Origin of the sequence: Blastomonas sp. (assembly GCF_030373265.1) — a bacterium.
Taxonomy (GTDB): Bacteria; Pseudomonadota; Alphaproteobacteria; order Sphingomonadales; family Sphingomonadaceae; genus Blastomonas.
Window position 1 is genome coordinate 40,802 of sequence record NZ_JAUCZC010000021.1, and the last position, 19,217, is coordinate 60,018.

At 64.3% G+C, this 19,217-nt stretch carries 15 protein-coding genes and 1 tRNA gene; 11 read left to right on the forward strand and 5 right to left on the reverse strand.

Features of this window, described 5'->3' with window-relative positions:
- The first annotated feature begins 149 nt into the window (after positions 1-149).
- Positions 150-3,080: a pitrilysin family protein gene (locus QUV11_RS12940; protein WP_300883313.1), complete on the forward strand. Its 2,931-nt coding sequence runs from the start codon at positions 150-152 to the stop codon at positions 3,078-3,080.
- Between the two features lie 108 nt (positions 3,081-3,188).
- Here the strand turns inward: QUV11_RS12940 and QUV11_RS12945 are convergent, their stop codons facing one another.
- Positions 3,189-3,380 carry a hypothetical protein gene (locus tag QUV11_RS12945; protein ID WP_300883314.1) on the reverse strand — a complete coding sequence of 64 codons (192 nt, stop codon included), beginning with the start codon at positions 3,378-3,380 and terminating at the stop codon, positions 3,189-3,191.
- Between the two features lie 158 nt (positions 3,381-3,538).
- Between QUV11_RS12945 and QUV11_RS12950 the strand changes: the two genes are divergently transcribed.
- The 5 genes from QUV11_RS12950 to QUV11_RS12970 all read left to right on the forward strand — a co-directional run bounded on the left by QUV11_RS12950 (position 3,539) and on the right by QUV11_RS12970 (position 11,392).
- A tRNA-Leu gene (locus tag QUV11_RS12950) sits at positions 3,539-3,623 on the forward strand.
- A 67-nt stretch (positions 3,624-3,690) separates the two neighbouring features.
- On the forward strand, positions 3,691-5,319 hold the full coding sequence (tig, locus tag QUV11_RS12955) for a trigger factor (protein WP_300883315.1): 1,629 nt from the start codon (positions 3,691-3,693) through the stop codon (positions 5,317-5,319).
- A 257-nt stretch (positions 5,320-5,576) separates the two neighbouring features.
- On the forward strand, positions 5,577-6,203 hold the full coding sequence (clpP, locus tag QUV11_RS12960) for an ATP-dependent Clp endopeptidase proteolytic subunit ClpP (RefSeq protein WP_289618819.1): 627 nt from the start codon (positions 5,577-5,579) through the stop codon (positions 6,201-6,203).
- 176 nt (positions 6,204-6,379) lie between these two features.
- Entirely contained in the window at positions 6,380-7,654 is a 1,275-nt protein-coding gene (clpX, locus tag QUV11_RS12965; protein ID WP_289618820.1) for an ATP-dependent Clp protease ATP-binding subunit ClpX, read from the forward strand.
- Positions 7,655-8,080: 426 nt separating this feature from the next.
- On the forward strand, positions 8,081-11,392 hold the full coding sequence (locus QUV11_RS12970) for a TonB-dependent receptor (RefSeq protein ID WP_300883316.1): 3,312 nt from the start codon (positions 8,081-8,083) through the stop codon (positions 11,390-11,392).
- Positions 11,393-11,542: 150 nt separating this feature from the next.
- Here QUV11_RS12970 and thrS read toward each other — a convergent pair whose 3' ends face one another.
- Positions 11,543-13,555, reverse strand: a complete 2,013-nt coding sequence (thrS, locus tag QUV11_RS12975; RefSeq protein WP_300883317.1) for a threonine--tRNA ligase — start codon at positions 13,553-13,555, stop codon at positions 11,543-11,545.
- Positions 13,556-14,140: 585 nt separating this feature from the next.
- Between thrS and QUV11_RS12980 the strand changes: the two genes are divergently transcribed.
- From QUV11_RS12980 to QUV11_RS12995, 4 genes are all read left to right on the forward strand, one after another.
- Positions 14,141-14,317 carry a hypothetical protein gene (locus tag QUV11_RS12980; protein ID WP_300883318.1) on the forward strand — a complete coding sequence of 59 codons (177 nt, stop codon included), beginning with the start codon at positions 14,141-14,143 and terminating at the stop codon, positions 14,315-14,317.
- A gap of 3 nt (positions 14,318-14,320) precedes the next feature.
- A complete protein-coding gene (locus QUV11_RS12985; RefSeq protein ID WP_300883319.1) occupies positions 14,321-14,740 on the forward strand; it encodes a hypothetical protein in 420 nt (139 codons plus the stop codon).
- The gene (locus tag QUV11_RS12990; protein ID WP_054135703.1) at positions 14,740-14,931 is read left to right on the forward strand and encodes a helix-turn-helix transcriptional regulator; all 192 of its coding nucleotides are present in this window, start codon (positions 14,740-14,742) and stop codon (positions 14,929-14,931) included. The genes QUV11_RS12985 and QUV11_RS12990 overlap by 1 nt, the downstream gene beginning before the upstream one ends.
- A 246-nt stretch (positions 14,932-15,177) precedes the next feature.
- A complete protein-coding gene (locus QUV11_RS12995) occupies positions 15,178-15,942 on the forward strand; it encodes an alpha/beta hydrolase (protein ID WP_300883320.1) in 765 nt (254 codons plus the stop codon).
- A gap of 97 nt (positions 15,943-16,039) precedes the next feature.
- Here QUV11_RS12995 and QUV11_RS13000 read toward each other — a convergent pair whose 3' ends face one another.
- Together QUV11_RS13000 and QUV11_RS13005 are read right to left on the reverse strand one after the other, a co-directional pair.
- Positions 16,040-16,447: an acyl-CoA thioesterase gene (locus QUV11_RS13000; protein WP_300883321.1), complete on the reverse strand. Its 408-nt coding sequence runs from the start codon at positions 16,445-16,447 to the stop codon at positions 16,040-16,042.
- 23 nt (positions 16,448-16,470) lie between these two features.
- On the reverse strand, positions 16,471-16,761 hold the full coding sequence (locus QUV11_RS13005; protein WP_300883322.1) for a hypothetical protein: 291 nt from the start codon (positions 16,759-16,761) through the stop codon (positions 16,471-16,473).
- 141 nt (positions 16,762-16,902) lie between these two features.
- On the opposite strand from QUV11_RS13005, the gene QUV11_RS13010 reads away from it, so the two are divergent.
- The gene (locus tag QUV11_RS13010; protein WP_300883323.1) at positions 16,903-17,331 is read left to right on the forward strand and encodes a CBS domain-containing protein; all 429 of its coding nucleotides are present in this window, start codon (positions 16,903-16,905) and stop codon (positions 17,329-17,331) included.
- Between the two features lie 135 nt (positions 17,332-17,466).
- Here the strand turns inward: QUV11_RS13010 and QUV11_RS13015 are convergent, their stop codons facing one another.
- Positions 17,467-19,050, reverse strand: a complete 1,584-nt coding sequence (locus QUV11_RS13015) for a helicase HerA-like domain-containing protein (protein WP_300883324.1) — start codon at positions 19,048-19,050, stop codon at positions 17,467-17,469.
- Positions 19,051-19,217: the final 167 nt, after the last annotated feature.

Consider the following 19,217-nt stretch of genomic DNA (forward strand, 5'->3'; position numbering starts at 1 on the left):
GGTCCGGTATTTGGGGCGGCGGCGGCGCCTTCGCAAGGCAGTTTTTCTTTCAGCCGGGCCGCCAGAGGTACTCCATTCGGCGGGAATGCGCGCAGCGGCTGCCGCATATTCACTGGCCAGTCAGATTTGCGCTGCCTATAGATTGCGCCATGACCTTTCCCCTGATGCGCCCCGCAGGCGTAGCCGCTGCCCTCGCGGCATTCTCCCTGGTTCTCACCGCGCCGACGCTGGCACATCTTCCGGGCGAACCCGTGGCCAGCGGCAAGGACGAAAACGGCCAGCCGCTGCGCCCGCCCAATCTGGAAGCAGGCGAGCCCACCCCTTGGCTGTACAAGGGCAGCAACGTTCCGGTCGACAAGGCCTGGACATTTGGCGAACTGAGCAATGGCGTGCGCTATGCCGTGCGCCGCAACGGCGTGCCGCCGGGCCAGGTCTCGATCCGGGTGCGGATCGATGCCGGATCGATGATGGAAGCCGACCCCGAACAGGGCTTTGCCCATTTGCTCGAGCACCTCACCTTCCGCGGCTCCAAATATGTCCCCGATGGCGAGGCGATCCGCATCTGGCAGCGGCTGGGCGCGAGCTTCGGCAGCGACAGCAATGCCGAGACGACGCCGACGCACACCGTCTACAAGCTCGATCTGCCTGCAGCGACTCCCGCCGGGCTCGACGAGAGCATGAAGATCCTGTCGGGCATGATCCGCGAGCCCGGGCTGACGGCAGAGGCGGTGACCGCCGAGGTGCCGGTGGTGATGGCCGAACTGCGCGAACGCTCCGGCGCGCAGGTGCGCGTCGGTGACGCGACCCGCCAACTGTTCTTCGCCGGGCAGAAGCTCGCCGAACGCTCGCCGATCGGCAAGGTCGATACCCTGAACGCGGCGACATCCGAGGCCGTGCGCGCCTTCCACCAGCGCTGGTACCGGCCCGAGAACACCGTGATCGTCATCGCTGGCGATGTCGAACCGGCAACGCTCGAGGCGCTGGTCAAGACCTATTATGGCGACTGGAAGGTCAAGGGCAAACAGGCCCCCTATCCCGGCTTCGGCGCGCCCGATCCCGAACAGCCGGTCGCCAAGGCGATGGTCGAACCGGGGTTTCCTTATCTGGTGAGCCTGGGCATCCTGCGGCCGTGGAAGCCGGTCAACGACACCATCACCTATAACCAGCAGTTGCTGATCGATCTGGTCGCGACCCAGCTCATCAACCGGCGGCTGGAGGGCCGCGCGCGCGGCGGTGGCAGCTTCCTGCAGGCGCAGGTCAATGCCGAAGACGTCAGCCGCTCGGTCGACGGCACCTTCGTGTCGATCGTGCCGATCGGCGATGACTGGCAGGCGGCGCTTGCCGATGTGCGCGGCGTGATTGCCGATGCCACCACCACCGCCCCGACCGAGGAAGAGATCGCCCGCGAGATGGCGGAGTTCGATGCCGCGCTCGCCGTCCGCGTGGAAAGTGCCGACACCGAGGCAGGCTCCAAACAGGCCGACGACATCATCGGAGCGGTCGATATCCGCGAAACGATTGCCGCGCCGCAGACCGCGCTCGACGTGTTTCGCGGGATGAAGGACATGTACACGCCCGCAAGGCTGCTCGAATCGACGCAGCGGCTGTTCGGCGGGGTCACCACCCGTGCGATCCTGGTTTCGCCCGAACCGGTGCCCGACGCCGAAACCCTGCTTGCCAGCACATTGACCAAGGACGTGACCGCCGATGCCAGCGCACGGCTGGCCGCTGCGGCCGTGACCTTCGATGACCTTCCCGATCTGGGCGCCCCGGGAACGGTGAGCTCGGTGACCGATCTGAGGCTTCTGGGCATCGAGATGGTCGAACTGTCGAACGGCGTGAAGGCGATCCTTTACGCCAACGACGCCGAGGTCTCCAAGATCATGGTCAAGGTGCGCTTCGGCAACGGCTATCAGGCCTTCCCGGCAGACACGCCATCCCTCGCCTGGGCAGGCCAGGCGGCCTTGGTCGCAAGCGGCATTGGCGAGATCGGCCAGGAAGGGCTCGACCGGCTGACCACCGGGCGCCGCATCGGCTTCGGCTTCGAGATCGAAAACGACGCTTTCACCTTCTCGGCCGATACGCGGCGCAGCGATCTGGTCGACCAGCTCAAGCTGTTTGCCGCCAAGCTCGCCGAGCCGCGCTGGGACCCCAACCCGGTGCGCCGCGCCAGGGCGGGAACCGAGCTTGCCTATCGCAGCTTTTCGATGTCGCCGCAGACCGTGCTCGAACGCGACCTGAGCTATCTCACCCGCAATCGCGATCCGCGCTGGAAGGTGCCCAGCCCCGAGGATGCCGCCGCGCTGACCCCCGAGGCGTTCCGCGCGACCTGGGAGCCCCTGCTCGCGCAGGGACCGATCGAGGTGCTGCTGTTCGGCGATTTCGACAAGGCTGAGGCGCTCGCCGCGCTTGAAAAGACCCTGGGTGCGCTGCCGCCGCGCCAAGCGGTGCCCGTGGTGGCAGGGCCCAGCACGATGACCTTCCCCGCGCCCACCGCCGAACCGGTGGTGGTGCGGCACCAGGGCGCGCCGGACCAGGCCGCTGCGTTCATGGGATGGCCCACCGGCGGTGGCATCACCAATGTGCAGGAGAGCCGTCAGCTCGAGATCCTCACCGCGATCTTCAACAGCCGCCTGTTCGACCAGCTGCGCGCGCAGGCGGGAGCCAGCTATGCTCCGCAGGTGCTCAACAACTGGCCGATCGCGTTCGACCAGGGCGGCTATGTCGGCGTGATCGGACAGCTGGCGCCCGAAAATGTCGGCAAGTTCTTCGAGATCGCCAATTCGATCGCCGCCGACCTCGCCGCAACCCCGGTGAGTGCCGACGAGCTGTCGCGGGCCACCGAGCCGTTGCGCCAGTTGGTCTCGCGGGCCAGCACCGGCAACAATTTCTGGCTCAATCAGCTGCAGGGCGCGAGCCGCGATCCACGGCGGATCTCGGCGCTGCGCACGATCCTGCCCGACTATACCGTGACCACGCCCGAAAGGATGCAGGCGCTGGCCGCCAAGTACCTGCTGAAAGACAAGGCGTGGTCGTTCGTGGTGCTGCCCGAGGAGGCCCCCGCACCTGCAGGACGCTGAAGCCAGCTCTAGCCCATGCCAGACGACAAAACGCCCCGGCGGGATATCCTGCCGGGGCGTTTTGCGGTCTATCGGTGTGCAGAGTGCCGGTTTGCAGATTGCGCCCGATCAGGACGGCTGCATTGGCAGTTCGTCGGGGCCGCGGCTGGGCTCGATGATATCGGGCTGCACCGGGTCCATCTCGGGCGGCTCGCGCACCGGGTCTTCCATCGGTGGATCGTTGACCGGAAGCTCCGTGGGGGTTTGCGGTTCGATGCGGTCGGGTGGGGGGATCGCTGGATCGTCAGGACGTGTGGCCATGTTCAAGGTTCCTTTCCTCATGCCAGATACGCCCGTGTGGGCACGCGGTTGCGGCCCATGGTGTGCCAAGGTGATCATACCCGCCTGAATGCGGCAGCTTTGCCCCCCTTGCCCTTTGCAGCAACCTTCTTTAGACGCACGCGCTTGATTACCGCGACGCGGGCGTGGCGAAACTGGTAGACGCGCCAGATTTAGGTTCTGGTATCGAAAGATGTGGGGGTTCAAGTCCCTTCGCCCGCACCATCGTTCCGATGGACGGGAAAGGGAAAGATCGCCCTTTCTAAACATGGAAAGACAAGAGTTTAAGCCGATGCAGATTGTCGAGACGCTGAACGAAGGCCTCAAGCGGGCCTATACCATCACCATCGCTGCCAAGGATCTGGAAGCGCGGGTGGACGCAGAAGTGAAAAAGATCGCCCCGCAGGTGCGCATGCCCGGCTTCCGCCCCGGCAAGGTGCCCGCCAATCTGATTCGCAAGATGCACGGCGAATCGATTCACGCCGACGCGCTGAACTCGACGATCCAGGAGAGCGTCGACAAGGCGATTCGCGAGAACAACCTGCGTCCCGCGATCCAGCCTTCGGTTGACCTCGACGAGGGCTACGCCGCCGGCAAGGACGCCGAGATCAAGCTCTCGCTCGAAGTGCTGCCGCAGGTCCCCGCCCCGTCGATCGACCAGATCACGCTCGAACGCCTAACCGTCGAGCCCGGCGAAGCCGCCGTGACCGAAGCGCTGCAGCGCATCGCCGACGGCCAGAAGAGCTATGAAACCGCCGCCAAGAGCTACAAGGCCAAGGACGGCGATCAGGTCCTGATCGACTTCGAAGGCAAGGTCGATGGCGTTCCGTTCGAAGGCGGCAAGGGCGAAGGCATGGCCGTCGTCATCGGTTCGGGCCAGCTCATCCCCGGCTTCGAAGACCAGCTTGTCGGCCTCAAGGCCAATGACGAAGCCGTCATCAAGGTGACCTTCCCCGCCGAATACGGCGCCAAGGACCTCGCCGGCAAGGATGCGACCTTCGACATCGTCGTCGGCGAAGTGAAGAAGCCCGGCGAAACCAAGCTCGACGACGACTTTGCCAAGTCGCTGGGCCTCGAAAGCCTCGAGCAGCTCACCGGTCTGATCAAGGGCCAGCTCGAACAGGAGCTCGGTGGCCTGACGCGCACGCACATGAAGCGCCGCCTGCTTGACCAGCTTGCAGCGAGCCACGACTTCGAAGTTCCGCCCTCGATGGTGGAAGCCGAGTTCGAGCAGATCTGGGCGCAGCTTCAGCAGGAAGCTTCGCAGGAAGAAGACGTCGAAGCCGCCAAGGCCGAGATGGAAAAGGATCGCGAAGAATATCGCTCGATCGCGGTGCGCCGCGTGCGTCTGGGCCTGCTGCTCTCCGAAATCGGCCAGGCCAATGGCGTGGAAGTCTCGCAGCAGGAAATGAACATGCTGGTGGCACAGGCCGCGCAGCAGTATCGCCAGGAAGACCGCCAGCGGTTTGCCGAGTACATCCAGAAGGACCCGATGGCCGCAGCCCAGCTGCGCGCGCCGCTGTATGAGGACAAGGTCGTCGACTTCCTGTTCGACAAGGCGACGATCACCGAGCGCACCGTGACCCGCGAAGAGCTGGAAGCTGCGATCGAAGCCGAAGAAGACGGCACCGTCGGCGCCAGCGGTGGCCATGTCCATGGTCCCGATTGCGATCATGACCACGATCACGCGCATGACGAAAAGCCCAAGGCCAAGAAGGCCGCACCCAAAAAGGCTGCGGTGAAGAAGGACGCGGACGCCGAAGCGGCTCCGGAAGCCGATGCGGCTGAAAAGCCCGCGAAAAAGGCTCCCGCCAAGAAGGCGGCGGCCGCCAAGACCGAAGAGCCTGCGGCTGAAACCGCCGAAGCCAAGCCTGCTGCCAAGAAGGCCGCTCCGAAAAAGGCGGCTGCCAAGAAGGCCTGATCGCTTTCGCCTCTCCCCTCCCGCTTGCGGGAGGGGCAGGTCCGGCTTGCCGGACCGCAGGTGGGCCTGAGGGCGCCACCTCGGGCTCAGGCCCACCCCGGCCTTGCCTGCGGCGCGTCCACCCCTCCCGCAAGCGGGAGGGGAGATTGCAGCGCCGCCTCCTCATTATTCCACCGCGCCGCCATCGGGGCTTGAACTCTTGCACAAACAGGCCGATTTAGACGGCTGATATACAAGAGCAGAAAGAAGGCCCGTTTATGTACGATACCGTCCGCGATGCTTTGGTTCCGATTGTCATCGAGCAGTCGAACCGCGGAGAGCGCAGCTTTGACATCTTCTCGCGGCTGCTGCGTGAGCGTATCGTTTTCGTCACCGGTGAGGTCGAGGACAACATGGCCTCGCTGATCGTGGCGCAGCTGCTGTTCCTCGAATCGGAGAATCCCAAAAAGGATATCTCGATGTACATCAACTCGCCCGGTGGCGTGGTGACCGCGGGCATGGCGATCTACGATACCATGCAGTACATCCGCCCGCGCGTGGCGACGGTGTGCATCGGCCAGGCCGCATCGATGGGCAGCTTCCTGCTCGCTGCGGGTGAACCCGGAATGCGCACCGCGCTGTCGAACGCGCGGATCATGGTGCACCAGCCTTCGGGCGGCGCGCGCGGCATGGCATCCGACATCGAGATCCAGGCGCGCGAGATTCTGCGAATCCGCAAGCGCATGAACGACCTTTACGTGCAGTTCACCGGCAAGGATCTTGCGACCATCGAAAAGGCGATGGACCGCGACACCTTCCTGGAAGCGCACGAAGCCAAGGAATTCGGGCTGGTCGACCATGTGATGGAAAAGCGGCCCAGCCCGTCCGACGATTCAGGGAATTAACAGGTTTGGCCCCCTATATCAGGGGGACGATGCGCCTGTGCGTGGCCAGGTTCAGGCGCAACACCGGCCTACAGCCGGCCCGACGATAGGGTGTTGCGTGTTGAATTCTGCGTTTTTGGCACTAGGCTGAAACGTCACGTTCCGGGCACAGGCGCGCCGGAACAGAAGGAAGAGCTATGACCAAGCTGAGCGGTTCCGATTCGAAGAGCACTCTATATTGCTCTTTCTGCGGAAAATCGCAGCATGAAGTGCGCAAGCTGATTGCCGGCCCCACCGTGTTCATCTGCGATGAATGCGTGGAGCTGTGCAACGACATCATCCGTGAGGAATCCAAGGCCGGTCTCGCCGGCAAGAAGGATGGCGGCGTGCCCACCCCGCAGGAAATCTGCGACGTGCTGAACGATTATGTCATCGGCCAGAACCGCGCCAAGCGGGTGCTGTCGGTCGCGGTGCACAACCACTACAAACGCCTGAACCACTCGGGCAAGGGCGGCGGCGAGGTCGAACTCGCCAAGTCGAACATCCTGCTCGTCGGCCCCACCGGCTGCGGCAAGACGCTGCTCGCGCAGACTCTCGCCAAGACCTTCGACGTGCCGTTCACCATGGCCGATGCGACGACACTGACCGAAGCCGGCTATGTCGGCGAGGATGTCGAGAACATCATCCTCAAGCTGCTCCAGGCCTCCGACTACAATGTCGAGAAGGCGCAGCGCGGCATCGTCTATATCGACGAGATCGACAAGATCAGCCGCAAGGCCGAAAACCCGTCGATCACGCGCGATGTATCGGGCGAAGGCGTGCAGCAGGCTTTGCTCAAGCTGATGGAAGGCACCACCGCCAGCGTTCCGCCGCAGGGCGGGCGCAAGCATCCGCAGCAGGAGTTCCTGCAGGTCGACACCACCAACATCCTGTTCATCTGCGGCGGGGCGTTTGCGGGTCTGGAAAAGATCATCGGTGACCGTCTGCAGGGCAAGTCGATCGGCTTCGGCGCGCATGTCGCCGCGCCCGAGGAGCGCAAGACCGGCGAGATGCTGACCAAGACCGAGCCGGAGGATCTGCTCAAGTTCGGCCTGATCCCCGAGTTCGTCGGCCGTCTGCCGGTGATCGCGACTCTCGAGGATCTCGACATCGGCGCCCTGGTGCAGATCCTGAAGGAACCCAAGAACGCGCTGATCAAGCAGTATCAGAAGCTGTTCGAACTCGAGGACGTCGAGCTGAGCTTCACCGAGGACGCGCTCGAGGCGATCGCCAAGAAGGCCATCGAACGCAAGACCGGCGCGCGCGGCCTGCGCTCGATCGTCGAGGCGATGCTGCTCGACACCATGTTCGAGCTGCCCGGAATGAAGGGCGTCGCCGAGATCGTGGTCGACAAGGACGTGGTCGAGGGCCGCAAGGACCCGATCCAGGTGTTTGCCGCCAAGGACAAGGTGGGCGCAGGCGACGCCGCCTGAGCGGCTCCATCGATACCCATCGCTACAAAGAGGGCGCGGGCTAACCCCCGCGCCCTTTTTCGTTGATGCGCGAGTCGGACAGCGACCCGTCTGCGGCATCGCGCGCTGAATATGACAGTTGCAGGGCGTGTCATTTATGCCGCAGTTGCGAACAAATCAGCGAAATGTCTTGATTAGGGTCGGCCCAGCACAGGCCGACAGACGGGCTGCATTCTCGATAACCTTATATTTTCCAGGCACTTACGTTCTGAAAACCGCCGATCCCGGCGGCCTGTCACATTGCGACTTAAAACTGTCACATATCTTTCACATGGTTTTCGCTTTTATGTCCTTAGCGCCGACTAGTGCGCCGCTCATCTCTTGATTGTGAGAGCGCTTTCATCGCCGCCGGTGTCTACAGGGCGGCAAGAAACGGGGAAAAGACACATGCAAATTCGGTATTATCTCGCAGCGAGCGCTGCGGCGCTATCGCTGGCCACCGTTATGGCGGCCCCTGCTCACGCACAGGAAACGACTTCGTCGGTCCGTGGTTCCGTCACCGGTGACGGCACCCCGCTCGCTGGCGCAGAAGTCCGCGTGATCCACACCCCGTCGGGTACCGTGGCCTCGACCGTGACCGACTCGACCGGCACGTTCAGCGCGTCCGGCCTGCGCCTCGGCGGCCCGTTCACCATCGAAGTGAACGCTCCGGGCTTTGAGCAGTCCTCGGTCACCGACATCTTCCTGCAGGCCGGCCAGCCGTTCCGCGTTCCGATCGAACTGCAGTCGCAGGCCGTGATCGTCGTTACCGCCTCGTCGATCGCTGCATCGACCTCGCTGGAATCGGGCGCTGGCACCGTGCTGACCGCGCGTGACATCGCAGGCGTATCGAACGTCAACCGCGACATCCGCAACCTTGCCGCACGCGATCCGCGCGTGAACCTCGATCCGACCAATGGCGGCGCCATCTCGATCGCAGGACAGAACAACCGCTTCAACCGCTTCACCGTCGACGGCGTCGCGTTTGGCGATCCCTTCGGTCTGGAAGCCGGCGGCCTGGTGTCGGCCCGCGGCCCGGTTCCGCTCGATGCGATCGGCGAATTCTCGGTCGAAATCGCGCCTGTCGACATCCAGCAGGGCTTCTTCCAGGGCGGCGCGATCAACGCGCAGTTGAAGTCGGGTTCGAACCGCTTCAGCGGCATCGCCGGTTTCTATTACGCCGATGACAGCCTGCGCGGCGACAAGGCCCGTGGCGTGGCCCGCACCGGCGCCTTCGAATCGAAGATCTACACCGCACAGGTCACCGGCCCGATCATCGAAGACAAGCTGTTCTTCGCCTTGACCTATGAGCGGCTGCGCGACGTCGTGCCCGCTCCGATCGCGCCCGATGCGCTCGGCATCTCCGCTGCGCAGGTCGACCAGATTTCGCAGATCGCGCAGAGCGCCTACAACTTCGACACCCAGGGTGTTGCCAGCTCGATCCCCGAAAAGGACGACAAGGTTGTCGCCAAGGTCGACTGGAACATCGCCGACGGCCACCGCGCAACCTTCACCTATATCTATAACGAAGGCAATGTGACCGCCGGCCAGACCGGTATCGGCGCATTGACCGCGCCGAACCCGAACTTCGCGCTTCGCTCGAACAACTACAACCAGGGCGCGGTCAACCATTTCGGGATCGTCCAGTTCAACAACCAGTGGACCGACAGCTTCTCGACGCAGATCCGTGCGTCCTATGCCGATTATGTCCGTCTGCAGCAGCCGTTCGGTGAACCTTCGTTCGGTGAATTCCGCACCTGTCTCGACCCGGCTGCAACGGCTCCGGCTGCTGGTCAAAACGCCACCCAAGCTGCGCTGGCTTGCTCGCCCAATACCCGCCAGCTTACCTTCGGCCCGGACATCAGCCGCCAGGCCAACGAGCTCGACGCTCAGTCGCTGAACATCGAGTTCCAGGCCACGCTGCAGCTCAACAACCACACGCTGAAGCTGATCGCCGAACGCCGCCAGCAGGATATCCGCAACCTGTTCGCCCAGCGCGTTTCGGGCGCCTGGTACTTCGACTCGGTTTCGGATCTTCAGGCGCGCCGTGCCAACGAGCTGAACTTCGCCGTTCCCCTGCGCGGCGGTATCGACACCGTGACCGCCGAGTTCGAGAACAACAGCTGGACCTTCGGTCTGCAGGATACCATCGATGTCACCGACACCCTGGTGGTCACCGCCGGTTTCCGCTGGGACCTGTTCGACACGCCCAGCCGTCCGTTCGTGAACAACGATTTTTTCAACCGTTACGGCTTCACCAACGCATCGAGCCTCAACGGTCGTCAGCTGTTCCAGCCGCGCTTCGGCCTGAACTGGAAGCCGACCGATCGTCTGACCGTTCGCGGTTCGGCCGGTCTGTTCGGCGGCGGCAACCCGAATGTGTGGATTTCGAACAGCTATTCGAACCCCGGCCCGACGCTGGGCAGCGTCCAGGTTCGTCGTCTCCCCGGTGTGGGCGGCGCTCCCGACACCTTCACCATCGCGGGCGTCACCGGCCTGACCAGTGCGCAGGTTCAGGCACTCGGTGCGGCCACGCTGAACAACGTTTCGGGCGGCACCGGAATTCCGCAGGCGCTGATCGACGCGGTTGGCGGCACCGGTACCGCGCAGGCACCGACCAACGCATTGGACCCCAACTTCAAGGTGCCTTCGCAGTGGCGTGCGTCGGGAACCGTCGACTACAATGCAGACCTCGGCTTCCTGGGTGACAACTGGAACTTCGGCGTCGATGTGGTCTATTCAAGGGTGAAGGATGCACTCGAATGGACCGATCTGCGCTCGGTGGTGACTGGCGTTCTGCCCGATGGCCGTCCGCGTTACAGCGCACTGCCCGGCCAGGGCACCACGACCAACACCGATATCCTGCTCACCAACCGTGACCAGGGTTACAGCTGGAACGTGGTCGCTCGGTTTGACAAGCGCTGGGAAAACGGTTTCCGCCTCGGTGGTGCCTATACCTACCAGCGTGCCAAGGACCTCAACCCCGGCACCTCGTCGGTGGCGTTCTCGAACTACACCAACTCGGCAGCGGAAGATCCCAACTTCTCGGCGTTCGGCACGTCCAACTATCAGCGTGACGACGCCTTCCGCCTCGTGATGGGCTATGACGCACAGCTGTTCGGTGAGAACACCACCCGGTTCGAACTGTTCTTCAACTCGCTTTCGGGCCAGCGTTACAGCTACACCTTTGCCGACCAGGCATCGGGCAACCTGCGTTCGAACGTCTTCGGTGTGACTGGCAACAACCAGCGCTACACGATGTATGTCCCCAATGTCGCATCGCAGACGGCCGATCCGCTGGTCAGCTATGCGCCTGGTTTCGACTTTGCCGGCTTCCAGAACTTTGTTCAGAATTCTCCGCTGAACAAGCATCAGGGTCGGATCGCACCGAAGAACATCGGCAAGAGCCCGCGCTACAACAAGCTCGACCTGTCGCTGCGTCAGGAAGTGCCGTTCGTGCTGGGTACCAAGGTGGAACTGCTGGCCGACGTCGAAAACGTCCTCAACCTGCTCGACTCCGACTGGGGCACCATCCGTCAGGTTGGCTTCCCTTACTACGGCACGCTGGTGAACGTGACCTGCGTCGCGCAGGGCACCAACAGCTGCGCGCAGTACCAGTACGCCAACCGCACCGGAACGAGCTTCCAGGCGCCTGCCGAAGCCGTCGATCTGCGCGGTTCGCTGTGGTCGGTTCGCTTCGGGGTTCGCGTAACCTTCTGATCGCATTCCCTTCAAGGGGAGAGGAACGGGGCGCGGTGGTTTCGACCATCGCGCCCTTTTTCTTTGCGCTGGCCGGGGGGTGCACCCACAAAAAAGCCCCCTGTTCGGATGCTGGAACAGGGGGCCTTGTCTGCCAGATGATGAGGGCGGTCAGCCCTTTAGATCGGGTGCCAGCGCCTCGGCCTTCAGCATCGCCACCGCCTCGTCGAGCGACAGGAACTGCTGCTGCTGCTCGCCAAGACGGCGCAGCGCGACGGTGCGCTTTTCGGCCTCCTGCTTGCCGACCACCAGGATGTTGGGCACGCGCCCGACCGAATGCTCGCGCACCTTGTAGTTGATCTTCTCGTTGCGCGTATCGGATTCGACGCGGATGCCCGCCGCCTGCAGCGCCGCGACCACTTCATGCGCATAGTCGTCGGCGTCCGAGACGATGGTCGCGACCACCGCCTGCACCGGCGCGAGCCACAGCGGGAACTTGCCCGCATAATGCTCGATCAGGATGCCGATGAAGCGCTCATAGCTCCCCAGGATCGCGCGGTGGAGCATGATCGGGCGGTGGCGATTGCCGTCCTCGGCGATGTAGCTCGCATCGAGCCGCTCGGGCAGCACGGTGTCGGTCTGGATCGTACCGACCTGCCAGGTACGCCCGATCGCGTCGGTGAGGTGGAACTCGAGCTTGGGCGCGTAGAACGCGCCTTCGCCCGGCAGTTCCTCCCAGCCCCACTCGGGCGTATTGCGGCCCGTCGCGGCGACGGCATCGCGCATCGACTGTTCGGACCAGTCCCACATTTCGTCGGTGCCAAAGCGCTTTTCGGGGCGCAGCGCGAGCTTGATGGCATAATCGCCAAAGCCCAGGTCCTTGTAGACCACATCGAGCAGGTCGCAGAACTTGCTGATCTCGTCGACCAGCTGGTCCTCGCGGCAGAAGATGTGCGCATCGTCCTGGGTGAACTGCCGCACCCGCATCAGCCCGTGCAGCGCGCCGTGCGGCTCGTTGCGGTGGCAGCAGCCCATCTCGGCGAGCCGCAGCGGCAGGTCGCGATAGCTCTTGATCCCCTGGCGGAAGATCAGCACGTGCGCGGGGCAGTTCATCGGCTTCAACGCCATCCACGCGGCGTCGTTCGACACCACCGGCCCCTCGTCTTCGGTGTTCGGCACCTCATCGGGGATGACGAACATGTTCTCGCGATACTTGCCCCAATGGCCCGACTGCTCCCACTGGCGCGCGTCCATCACCTGCGGCGTCTTGACCTCGAGATAGCCTGCGGCGTCGAGACGGCGGCGCATGTAAGCTTCGAGCGCGCGGTAGATCACGAAGCCGCGCGGGTGCCAGAACACCGATCCGTGCGCTTCGGCCTGGAGGTGGAACAGGTCCATCTCCGCGCCGATCTTGCGGTGGTCGCGCTTGGCCGCTTCCTCGAGCCGCACCAGATGCGCATCGAGCTGCTTCTTGTTGAGCCAGCCGGTGCCGTAGATCCGCGACAGTTGCGGGTTGCGCTGGTCGCCGCGCCAATAGGCACCCGAAACCCGCGTCAGCTTGAACGCACTGGGGTCGAGCTTGCCGGTCGAGGCGAGATGCGGGCCGCGGCACATGTCCATCCACGCGCCGGGGCGACCGGGCTCGCCCGACCAATAGACCGTCAGCTCCTCGTCATCGGGAAGCTCGGCGGCCCATTCGGCCTTGAAGCTTTCGCCCGCCGCCTGCCAGCGTTCGATCAGGTCGCTGCGGCTCCACACCTCGCGCACCAGCGGAAGGTCGGCGGCGATGATGCGGCGCATCTCGGCCTCGATCGCGGGCAGGTCCTCGTCGGTGAACGGGCGCTCTGCTGGCGCGAAGTCGTAATAGAAGCCATCGTCGGTGGAAGGGCCGAAGGTGATCTGCGTTCCCGGAAACAGGCTCTGCACCGCTTCGGCGAGGATGTGGGCAAAGTCATGCCGCGCCAGCTCGAGCGCATCGGCCTCGTCGCGCGCGGTGACCAAAGCGAGCTGCGCGTCGCCCTCGAACGGCCGCATGATGTCGCGCAATTCGCCATCGACCCGCGCGGCGATCGCCGCCTTGGCCAGGCCCGGACCGATCGCCGCAGCGACATCCGCCGGGGTCGAACCCTCGGGCATTTCGCGCACCGAACCATCGGGCAGGCTGATCTTCAAAAGCTGGGACATATCATCTGTCTTTCTTGTCGCTCGTTGCTCGCGCCATGGCACAATCCGGCGCAGCCCAAAAGGGGCCAAGTTTCAGCGTCTGGGACGGAAGGAATGCGAGAAGCCGACGCCAGAGCCACCCGCACCGGGGTAGCTGGCACGTCGCAGCTGTCAGGCCGCGACGGTCCGCCCCCGGTCGCCCGGAGTGGTGCTAGTCGTGAGGGTGATGCGGATGCTCGCCATGACCAGCGATATAGCGATGAATGGTGAAGGAGTCACTAGCGGGCAAGCGTCGACCCCGCGTCTCCCTGCAGCTAGGGAAAAGGCGCAGCGTACCCATCTTTAGAGCGACGCAGTTCCGGCCCGGTCCCCTGCGCAGGCAGGGGCCCATCTTCTGGTCGCACGTCTGATGAGCCCTTGGCTCGATTGCCAACGGTCCGGTGATGGGCCCCTGCCTGCGCAGGGGACCGGCAAAGTTACGAGCCATCCTGCCTGATGGGTGCGATCGAATGGACGACAAGCACCCCAAACGTTTTATCAAGGACGCTTGACATCCGACCGCCAAAAAGACAATGTTCCTTTACACCGAATCAAGGGAGCTTGACTATGAATACCTATCTTCAAGCAATGTGCTGGGCGCTTGCCATCATGGGACTGGCGGTGCTCAACGTCTTCGAGGTCATCTCCGATGGCACCGCGCAGGCGATGTTCACCACGCTGCCGATCCTCGCGGTGATCTCGATCAGCGCCAAGGGCCGCTGCGCCCGACGCGGGGCTGCCTGACCGATGCGCGCCAACAACCATCCGGCGATGCGGCGCTACACGAAGCGCATCATCCCGATTACGTTTGCCTATATCGCCACCATTGCGCTTGCCACCGCGATGGTGCCGGACAATGCTCCTGCGAGCGCGCTGACCATCGGGCTGGCGCTGCTGCCTGGCATCGCCGCGCTGGGTTGGTTGTGGGCGATGGGGCGGCTGCTGATCGAGCTCGACGACGAATATCTGCGGATGCTCGAAGTTCGCAAGTTCCTGGTTGCTACGGGGGCCACGCTGGCCATCACCAGCGTCTGGGGGGTGCTCGAGCTTTATTCGCCAGAGGTGCCGAAGCTGGCGGTGTTCTTTGTCTTCCCGATCTGGTGCATCGGCCTGGCGCTGGGCCAACTGGTCAACCGGTTCGCTTTTGGTGACCGGGGCACGTGCTGATGAAGAATCGGCTGAAAGTGCTGCGCGCCGAGCGCGACTGGACGCAGGGCGATCTGGCCGATGCCCTGGCGATCTCGCGCCAGAGCATCAACGCGATCGAGACCGGCAAATACGACCCCTCGCTCCCGCTCGCCTTCCGCATCGCCGATCTGTTCGAGCTGCCGATCGAGGCGATATTCCTGCGGGATTGAGAGACTCAGCCTCCATAGCCCAGTCGCATCAAGGGAAAGGCGACGTGTTAGCATTCGTCTTTGGATCCCCACTGCCCTTGCCCGGTCCCCTGCGCAGGCAGGGGCCCATCTTCTGGTCGCGCGTCTGATGCACCCTTGGCTGGACTGGCGACGGTCCGATGATGGGCCCCTGCCTGCGCAGGGGACCGGGCGAATGCCAGACGCCCGCTCTGGTCTAGCTCCGTCCGGTCCGCTAAGCCGCTCGCCATGAACCACAACACCAGCTTCCTCGACCGCGCCGATCGGCCGCGGCTCGTCTACCACCACCGCCGCGCCGTCACGGCAGCCGCGGTTACACCCACCCTGGTCTTCCTGCCCGGCTATGCCAGCGACATGACCGGCACCAAGGCGCTGGCGCTCGATGGCTGGGCCGAACGCCAGGGGCTGGCGATGCTGCGCTTCGATTATGCCGGGTGCGGCGCCAGCGGCGGCAAGTTCGACGACCAGGGCCTGGCCGACTGGCGCGATGACGTGCTGGCGCTGATCGACACCGTGGTCAGCGGCCCGGTGCTGCTGATCGGGTCTTCGATGGGCGGCTGGCTGGCGCTGCTGGTGGCGCTTGCCCGGCCCGCGCGCGTTGCAGGCATCGTCGGCATCGCCGCCGCGCCCGATTTCACGATGTGGGGCTTCAGCCAAGAGGAGAAGATGACCATCCTCACCGAAGGGCGGCTCGAAAAGCCCAGCGAATACGGCCCCGAGCCGATGGTGACGACCCGCAAGTTCTGGCAGTCTGGCGAGGGCAACCGCGTGCTGATCGGCGAGATCGCGATCGATTGCCCGGTGCGGCTGATCCAGGGTCAGGCCGATGCGGACGTGCCGTGGCAATATGCGCTGGAGACCCAGAAGCAGCTGCGGGCCCAGGACGTGCAATTGCTGCTGATCAAGGACGGCGACCACCGCCTGTCGCGCGATCAGGACATCGCGCTGCTGCTGCAGACGGTGGGCGATCTGGTGGAGCGTGTGGCGGCCTGATCGCATTTTCCGTCACCCGCGCGCAGACGGGGGGCCCGCTTCTAAGCGACAATTGCGCCGAAGCGGGATTCCCGCGTTCGCGGGAATGACAAACGAATCACACCAGCCGCGTCTCGCGCACGATGGGCCTGGGACGATGGTTCTCGTCGAGTGCGACGAAGGTGAACAGGCCGCTGGTCACGCGCACTTCCTCCGGGCCGCGTCCGCGCGTGGCAATGACATCGATTCGAATCGAAATCGACGTGCGCCCGACCCGCTCGACCTCGGCATAGACCGAGATGATGTCGCGCAGCAGGATCGGCGCGAGGAACTGCATCGCCTCGATCGCGACGGTGGCGCACGGCCCCTGCGTTTCCCGCCCCGCGACGATACCGCCCGCGATATCCATCTGCGCCAGCACCCAGCCGCCGAAGATATGACCGTTGGAATTGATGTCTGCCGGCGCGGGCACCACGCGCAGCACCGGATCGCGGCACTCTGTCAGGCGATTAGCGGACTCTTGCATGGCTTTACCCCCCTGTATGGGATCTACGAATCGTCGGGATCGAGCGCATCGTCTATCGATTCGTCATGCCCGGTGCCACTGGAGAGAAACACCAACCCCATCAGCGCTGCGGTCAACAGCATGGTAAAGCCTACCCCCAGCGCGGCGGCGATATACAGATGGATCGAAACGGTCCCGTGCAGCGCGAACAGCACGCCCAATATGCCCACCACCGCCAGCGACGTGGCCGCGGCCATCCAGCCCATCACACGCCAGTAGCGGCGCCAGGCGAAGCGGGCATAATCGGGATCGTCGAGGTTGGAAAAGCGGGGCATGGACAGGGATATAGGTTGAGATGCCTTTTCTTTCCAAGCATTTCGTGGGACCATCAGCCTGCTTGAGTCGCCATGGCGGACCTCGTTGCAACGCCGCCTTTGTCAAAGGGACCGGGCTTTACGCTTAGGAGGGCGCTTGTCATGACCATTGCCACTATTCTGTCGGGGCGCGATGGCGCGGTCCACCAGTGCACCTGCAACGCCACGGTGCGCGATGCCGCCAATCTGCTCGCCGAGCGGCGCATCGGCGCGCTGCCGATCGTGCGCGATGGCGAGGTGGTGGGCATCTTCTCCGAGCGCGATCTGGTCTACCGGCTGCATTCGGATGGCCCCGATATTCTCGACCAGCCGGTCGAAAAGGCGATGACCGCCCCGGCGATCACGGTGACCCCCGATACGCAGGTGATGTCGGCGCTGTCGCTGATGACCCGGCGGAGAATCCGCCATCTGCCGGTAGTCGAAGGCACGACGCTGATCGGCTTCGTCTCGATCGGCGATCTGGTGAAATACCGCATCGACAAGATCGAAAGCGAGGCTGCGGCGCTTAGGGATTACATCCAGAGCGTTTAAGGGCTTTTGGTTCGGGCAAACACCCCGTCATTCCCGCGAAGGCGGGAATCCCGCTTTTGTCTGACCCTTCGCGCAGAAGCGGGACCCCCGCCTTCGCGAGGGTGACGATCGAAGATGCATGGATCAGGCGACCCCCTACCGCATCAACCCGCCCAGCAAATTGCGCGCGAACCGGCCCAGGCCGGGAAACCCGAATGCCTTGCCGATCTCGGTCGCGACCGTGCCTGCCGCTGCGCTGGCAGCGCTCGCGCCGGGCTTGGCGCGGCTTTTCTTGCCGGTGAGCGCGCCGGCCAGCACTGCGCCGGCGGAGGCTGCCGCCGCGCCAGCCGCCGCGTTGCCCGCCTTGGCCCAGATCGATGTCGTCTTGCGCGGCTGTTTGGCGACCTCGGCCTTGCCCTGCGCCTCGACCTCCTCGGCCACAGCCGCGGCATCGGCCGCCTTTTGCGCGAGCACCTCCATCGCCGATTCGCGCTCGATCCGCGCGTCATATTTGCCGTCATAGGGCGACACCGACTGGATGATCGCGCGCTCCTTGGGGGTCAGCGGGCCCAGCCGCGAGCGCGGCGGCCTGATCAAGGTGCGCTGGGTGATCGAGGGCGAGCCGTCCTCGAGCAACGTCGAGACCAAGGCTTCACCGGTCTTCAGCTCGGTGATCGCGGTTTCGACATCGAGATCGGGGTTGATCCGGAAGGTGTCGGCGGCGGCGCGAATCGCCTTCTGGTCGCGCGGGGTGAAGGCGCGCAGCGCGTGCTGCACCCGGTTGCCGAGCTGGCCTGCGACCTTTTCGGGAATGTCGATCGGGTTCTGGGTGACGAAATAGACACCCACGCCCTTCGAGCGAATCAGCCGGACGACCTGCTCGATCTTCTCTTCCAGCGCCTGCGGAACGTCGTCGAACAGCAGATGCGCCTCGTCGAAGAAGAAGACGAGTTTGGGCTTTTCGGGATCGCCGACCTCGGGCAGCGTCTCGAACAGCTCGGACAGCAGCCACAGCAGGAAGGTCGCATAGAGCTTGGGGCTCTGCATCAATTTGTCCGCGGCGAGCACGTTGATATAGCCGCGGCCCTGGTCGTCGCAGCACAGGAAATCGTCGATCTCGAGCGCGGGTTCGCCGAAGAACTGGCCCGCACCCTGGCTTTCGAGCTGGAGCAATTGCCGCTGGATCGTCCCGACGCTGGCCTTGGTGACATTGCCGAAGCGTGCGGACAGTTCGCTCGCATTCTCCGCGGTATAAGCGAGCACCGATTGCAGATCGGGCAGATCGAGCAGCAGCAGGCCCTGCTCGTCGGCAAAGCGGAAGGCGATGTTGAGCACGCCTTCCTGCGTGTCGTTCAATCCCATCAGCCGCGCGAGCAACAGCGGCCCCATCTCGCTGATCGTGGTGCGGATCGGGTGGCCCTGCTCGCCATACAGATCCCAGAAGATCGCGGGGTTGTCCGAATAGGCAAAGCCCTCGAGCCCGATCTCGGCGGCGCGCGCGACCAATTTGTCATGCGCCTTGTGGGTGGGCGAGCCCGGCATCGCGATTCCTGCCAGATCGCCCTTCACATCGGCGACGAACACCGGGACGCCCGCGGCGGAAAAGCTTTCGGCGATGCCCTGCAGCGTGACCGTCTTGCCGGTGCCGGTGGCGCCTGCCACCATGCCGTGCCGGTTGGCGCGGGAAAGCACCAGCGCCTGCCGCTCGCCGCCTCCCAGGCCTAGAAAGATGTCGGTCATGGCTGGTGCTCCCCCGCTGATCGTGTTGCGCGATGTATGCCGCGAGTGCCGGGGCAAGTCGAGGGAGGTTGCGAAGCTTTACAGGACCAGCATTTTCAGGCCCACCCCGGCTTCGGCTTTGCCTCAGCCACCCCTCCCGCAAGCGGTAGGGGAGAATGTTGCGCAAC

Coding starts and splice junctions, on each gene's coding strand:
- QUV11_RS13010 (WP_300883323.1), top strand. CDS start 16,903: ATGACCATTGCCACTATTCTGTCGGGGCGCGATGGCGCGGTCCACCAG.
- thrS (WP_300883317.1), bottom strand. CDS start 13,555: ATGTCCCAGCTTTTGAAGATCAGCCTGCCCGATGGTTCGGTGCGCGAA.
- QUV11_RS12985 (WP_300883319.1), top strand. CDS start 14,321: ATGCGCGCCAACAACCATCCGGCGATGCGGCGCTACACGAAGCGCATC.
- QUV11_RS12980 (WP_300883318.1), top strand. CDS start 14,141: ATGAATACCTATCTTCAAGCAATGTGCTGGGCGCTTGCCATCATGGGA.
- QUV11_RS12970 (WP_300883316.1), top strand. CDS start 8,081: ATGCAAATTCGGTATTATCTCGCAGCGAGCGCTGCGGCGCTATCGCTG.
- QUV11_RS12945 (WP_300883314.1), bottom strand. CDS start 3,380: ATGGCCACACGTCCTGACGATCCAGCGATCCCCCCACCCGACCGCATC.
- QUV11_RS13000 (WP_300883321.1), bottom strand. CDS start 16,447: ATGCAAGAGTCCGCTAATCGCCTGACAGAGTGCCGCGATCCGGTGCTG.
- QUV11_RS13015 (WP_300883324.1), bottom strand. CDS start 19,050: ATGACCGACATCTTTCTAGGCCTGGGAGGCGGCGAGCGGCAGGCGCTG.
- tig (WP_300883315.1), top strand. CDS start 3,691: ATGCAGATTGTCGAGACGCTGAACGAAGGCCTCAAGCGGGCCTATACC.
- QUV11_RS12940 (WP_300883313.1), top strand. CDS start 150: ATGACCTTTCCCCTGATGCGCCCCGCAGGCGTAGCCGCTGCCCTCGCG.
- QUV11_RS12995 (WP_300883320.1), top strand. CDS start 15,178: ATGAACCACAACACCAGCTTCCTCGACCGCGCCGATCGGCCGCGGCTC.
- clpX (WP_289618820.1), top strand. CDS start 6,380: ATGACCAAGCTGAGCGGTTCCGATTCGAAGAGCACTCTATATTGCTCT.
- clpP (WP_289618819.1), top strand. CDS start 5,577: ATGTACGATACCGTCCGCGATGCTTTGGTTCCGATTGTCATCGAGCAG.
- QUV11_RS13005 (WP_300883322.1), bottom strand. CDS start 16,761: ATGCCCCGCTTTTCCAACCTCGACGATCCCGATTATGCCCGCTTCGCC.
- QUV11_RS12990 (WP_054135703.1), top strand. CDS start 14,740: ATGAAGAATCGGCTGAAAGTGCTGCGCGCCGAGCGCGACTGGACGCAG.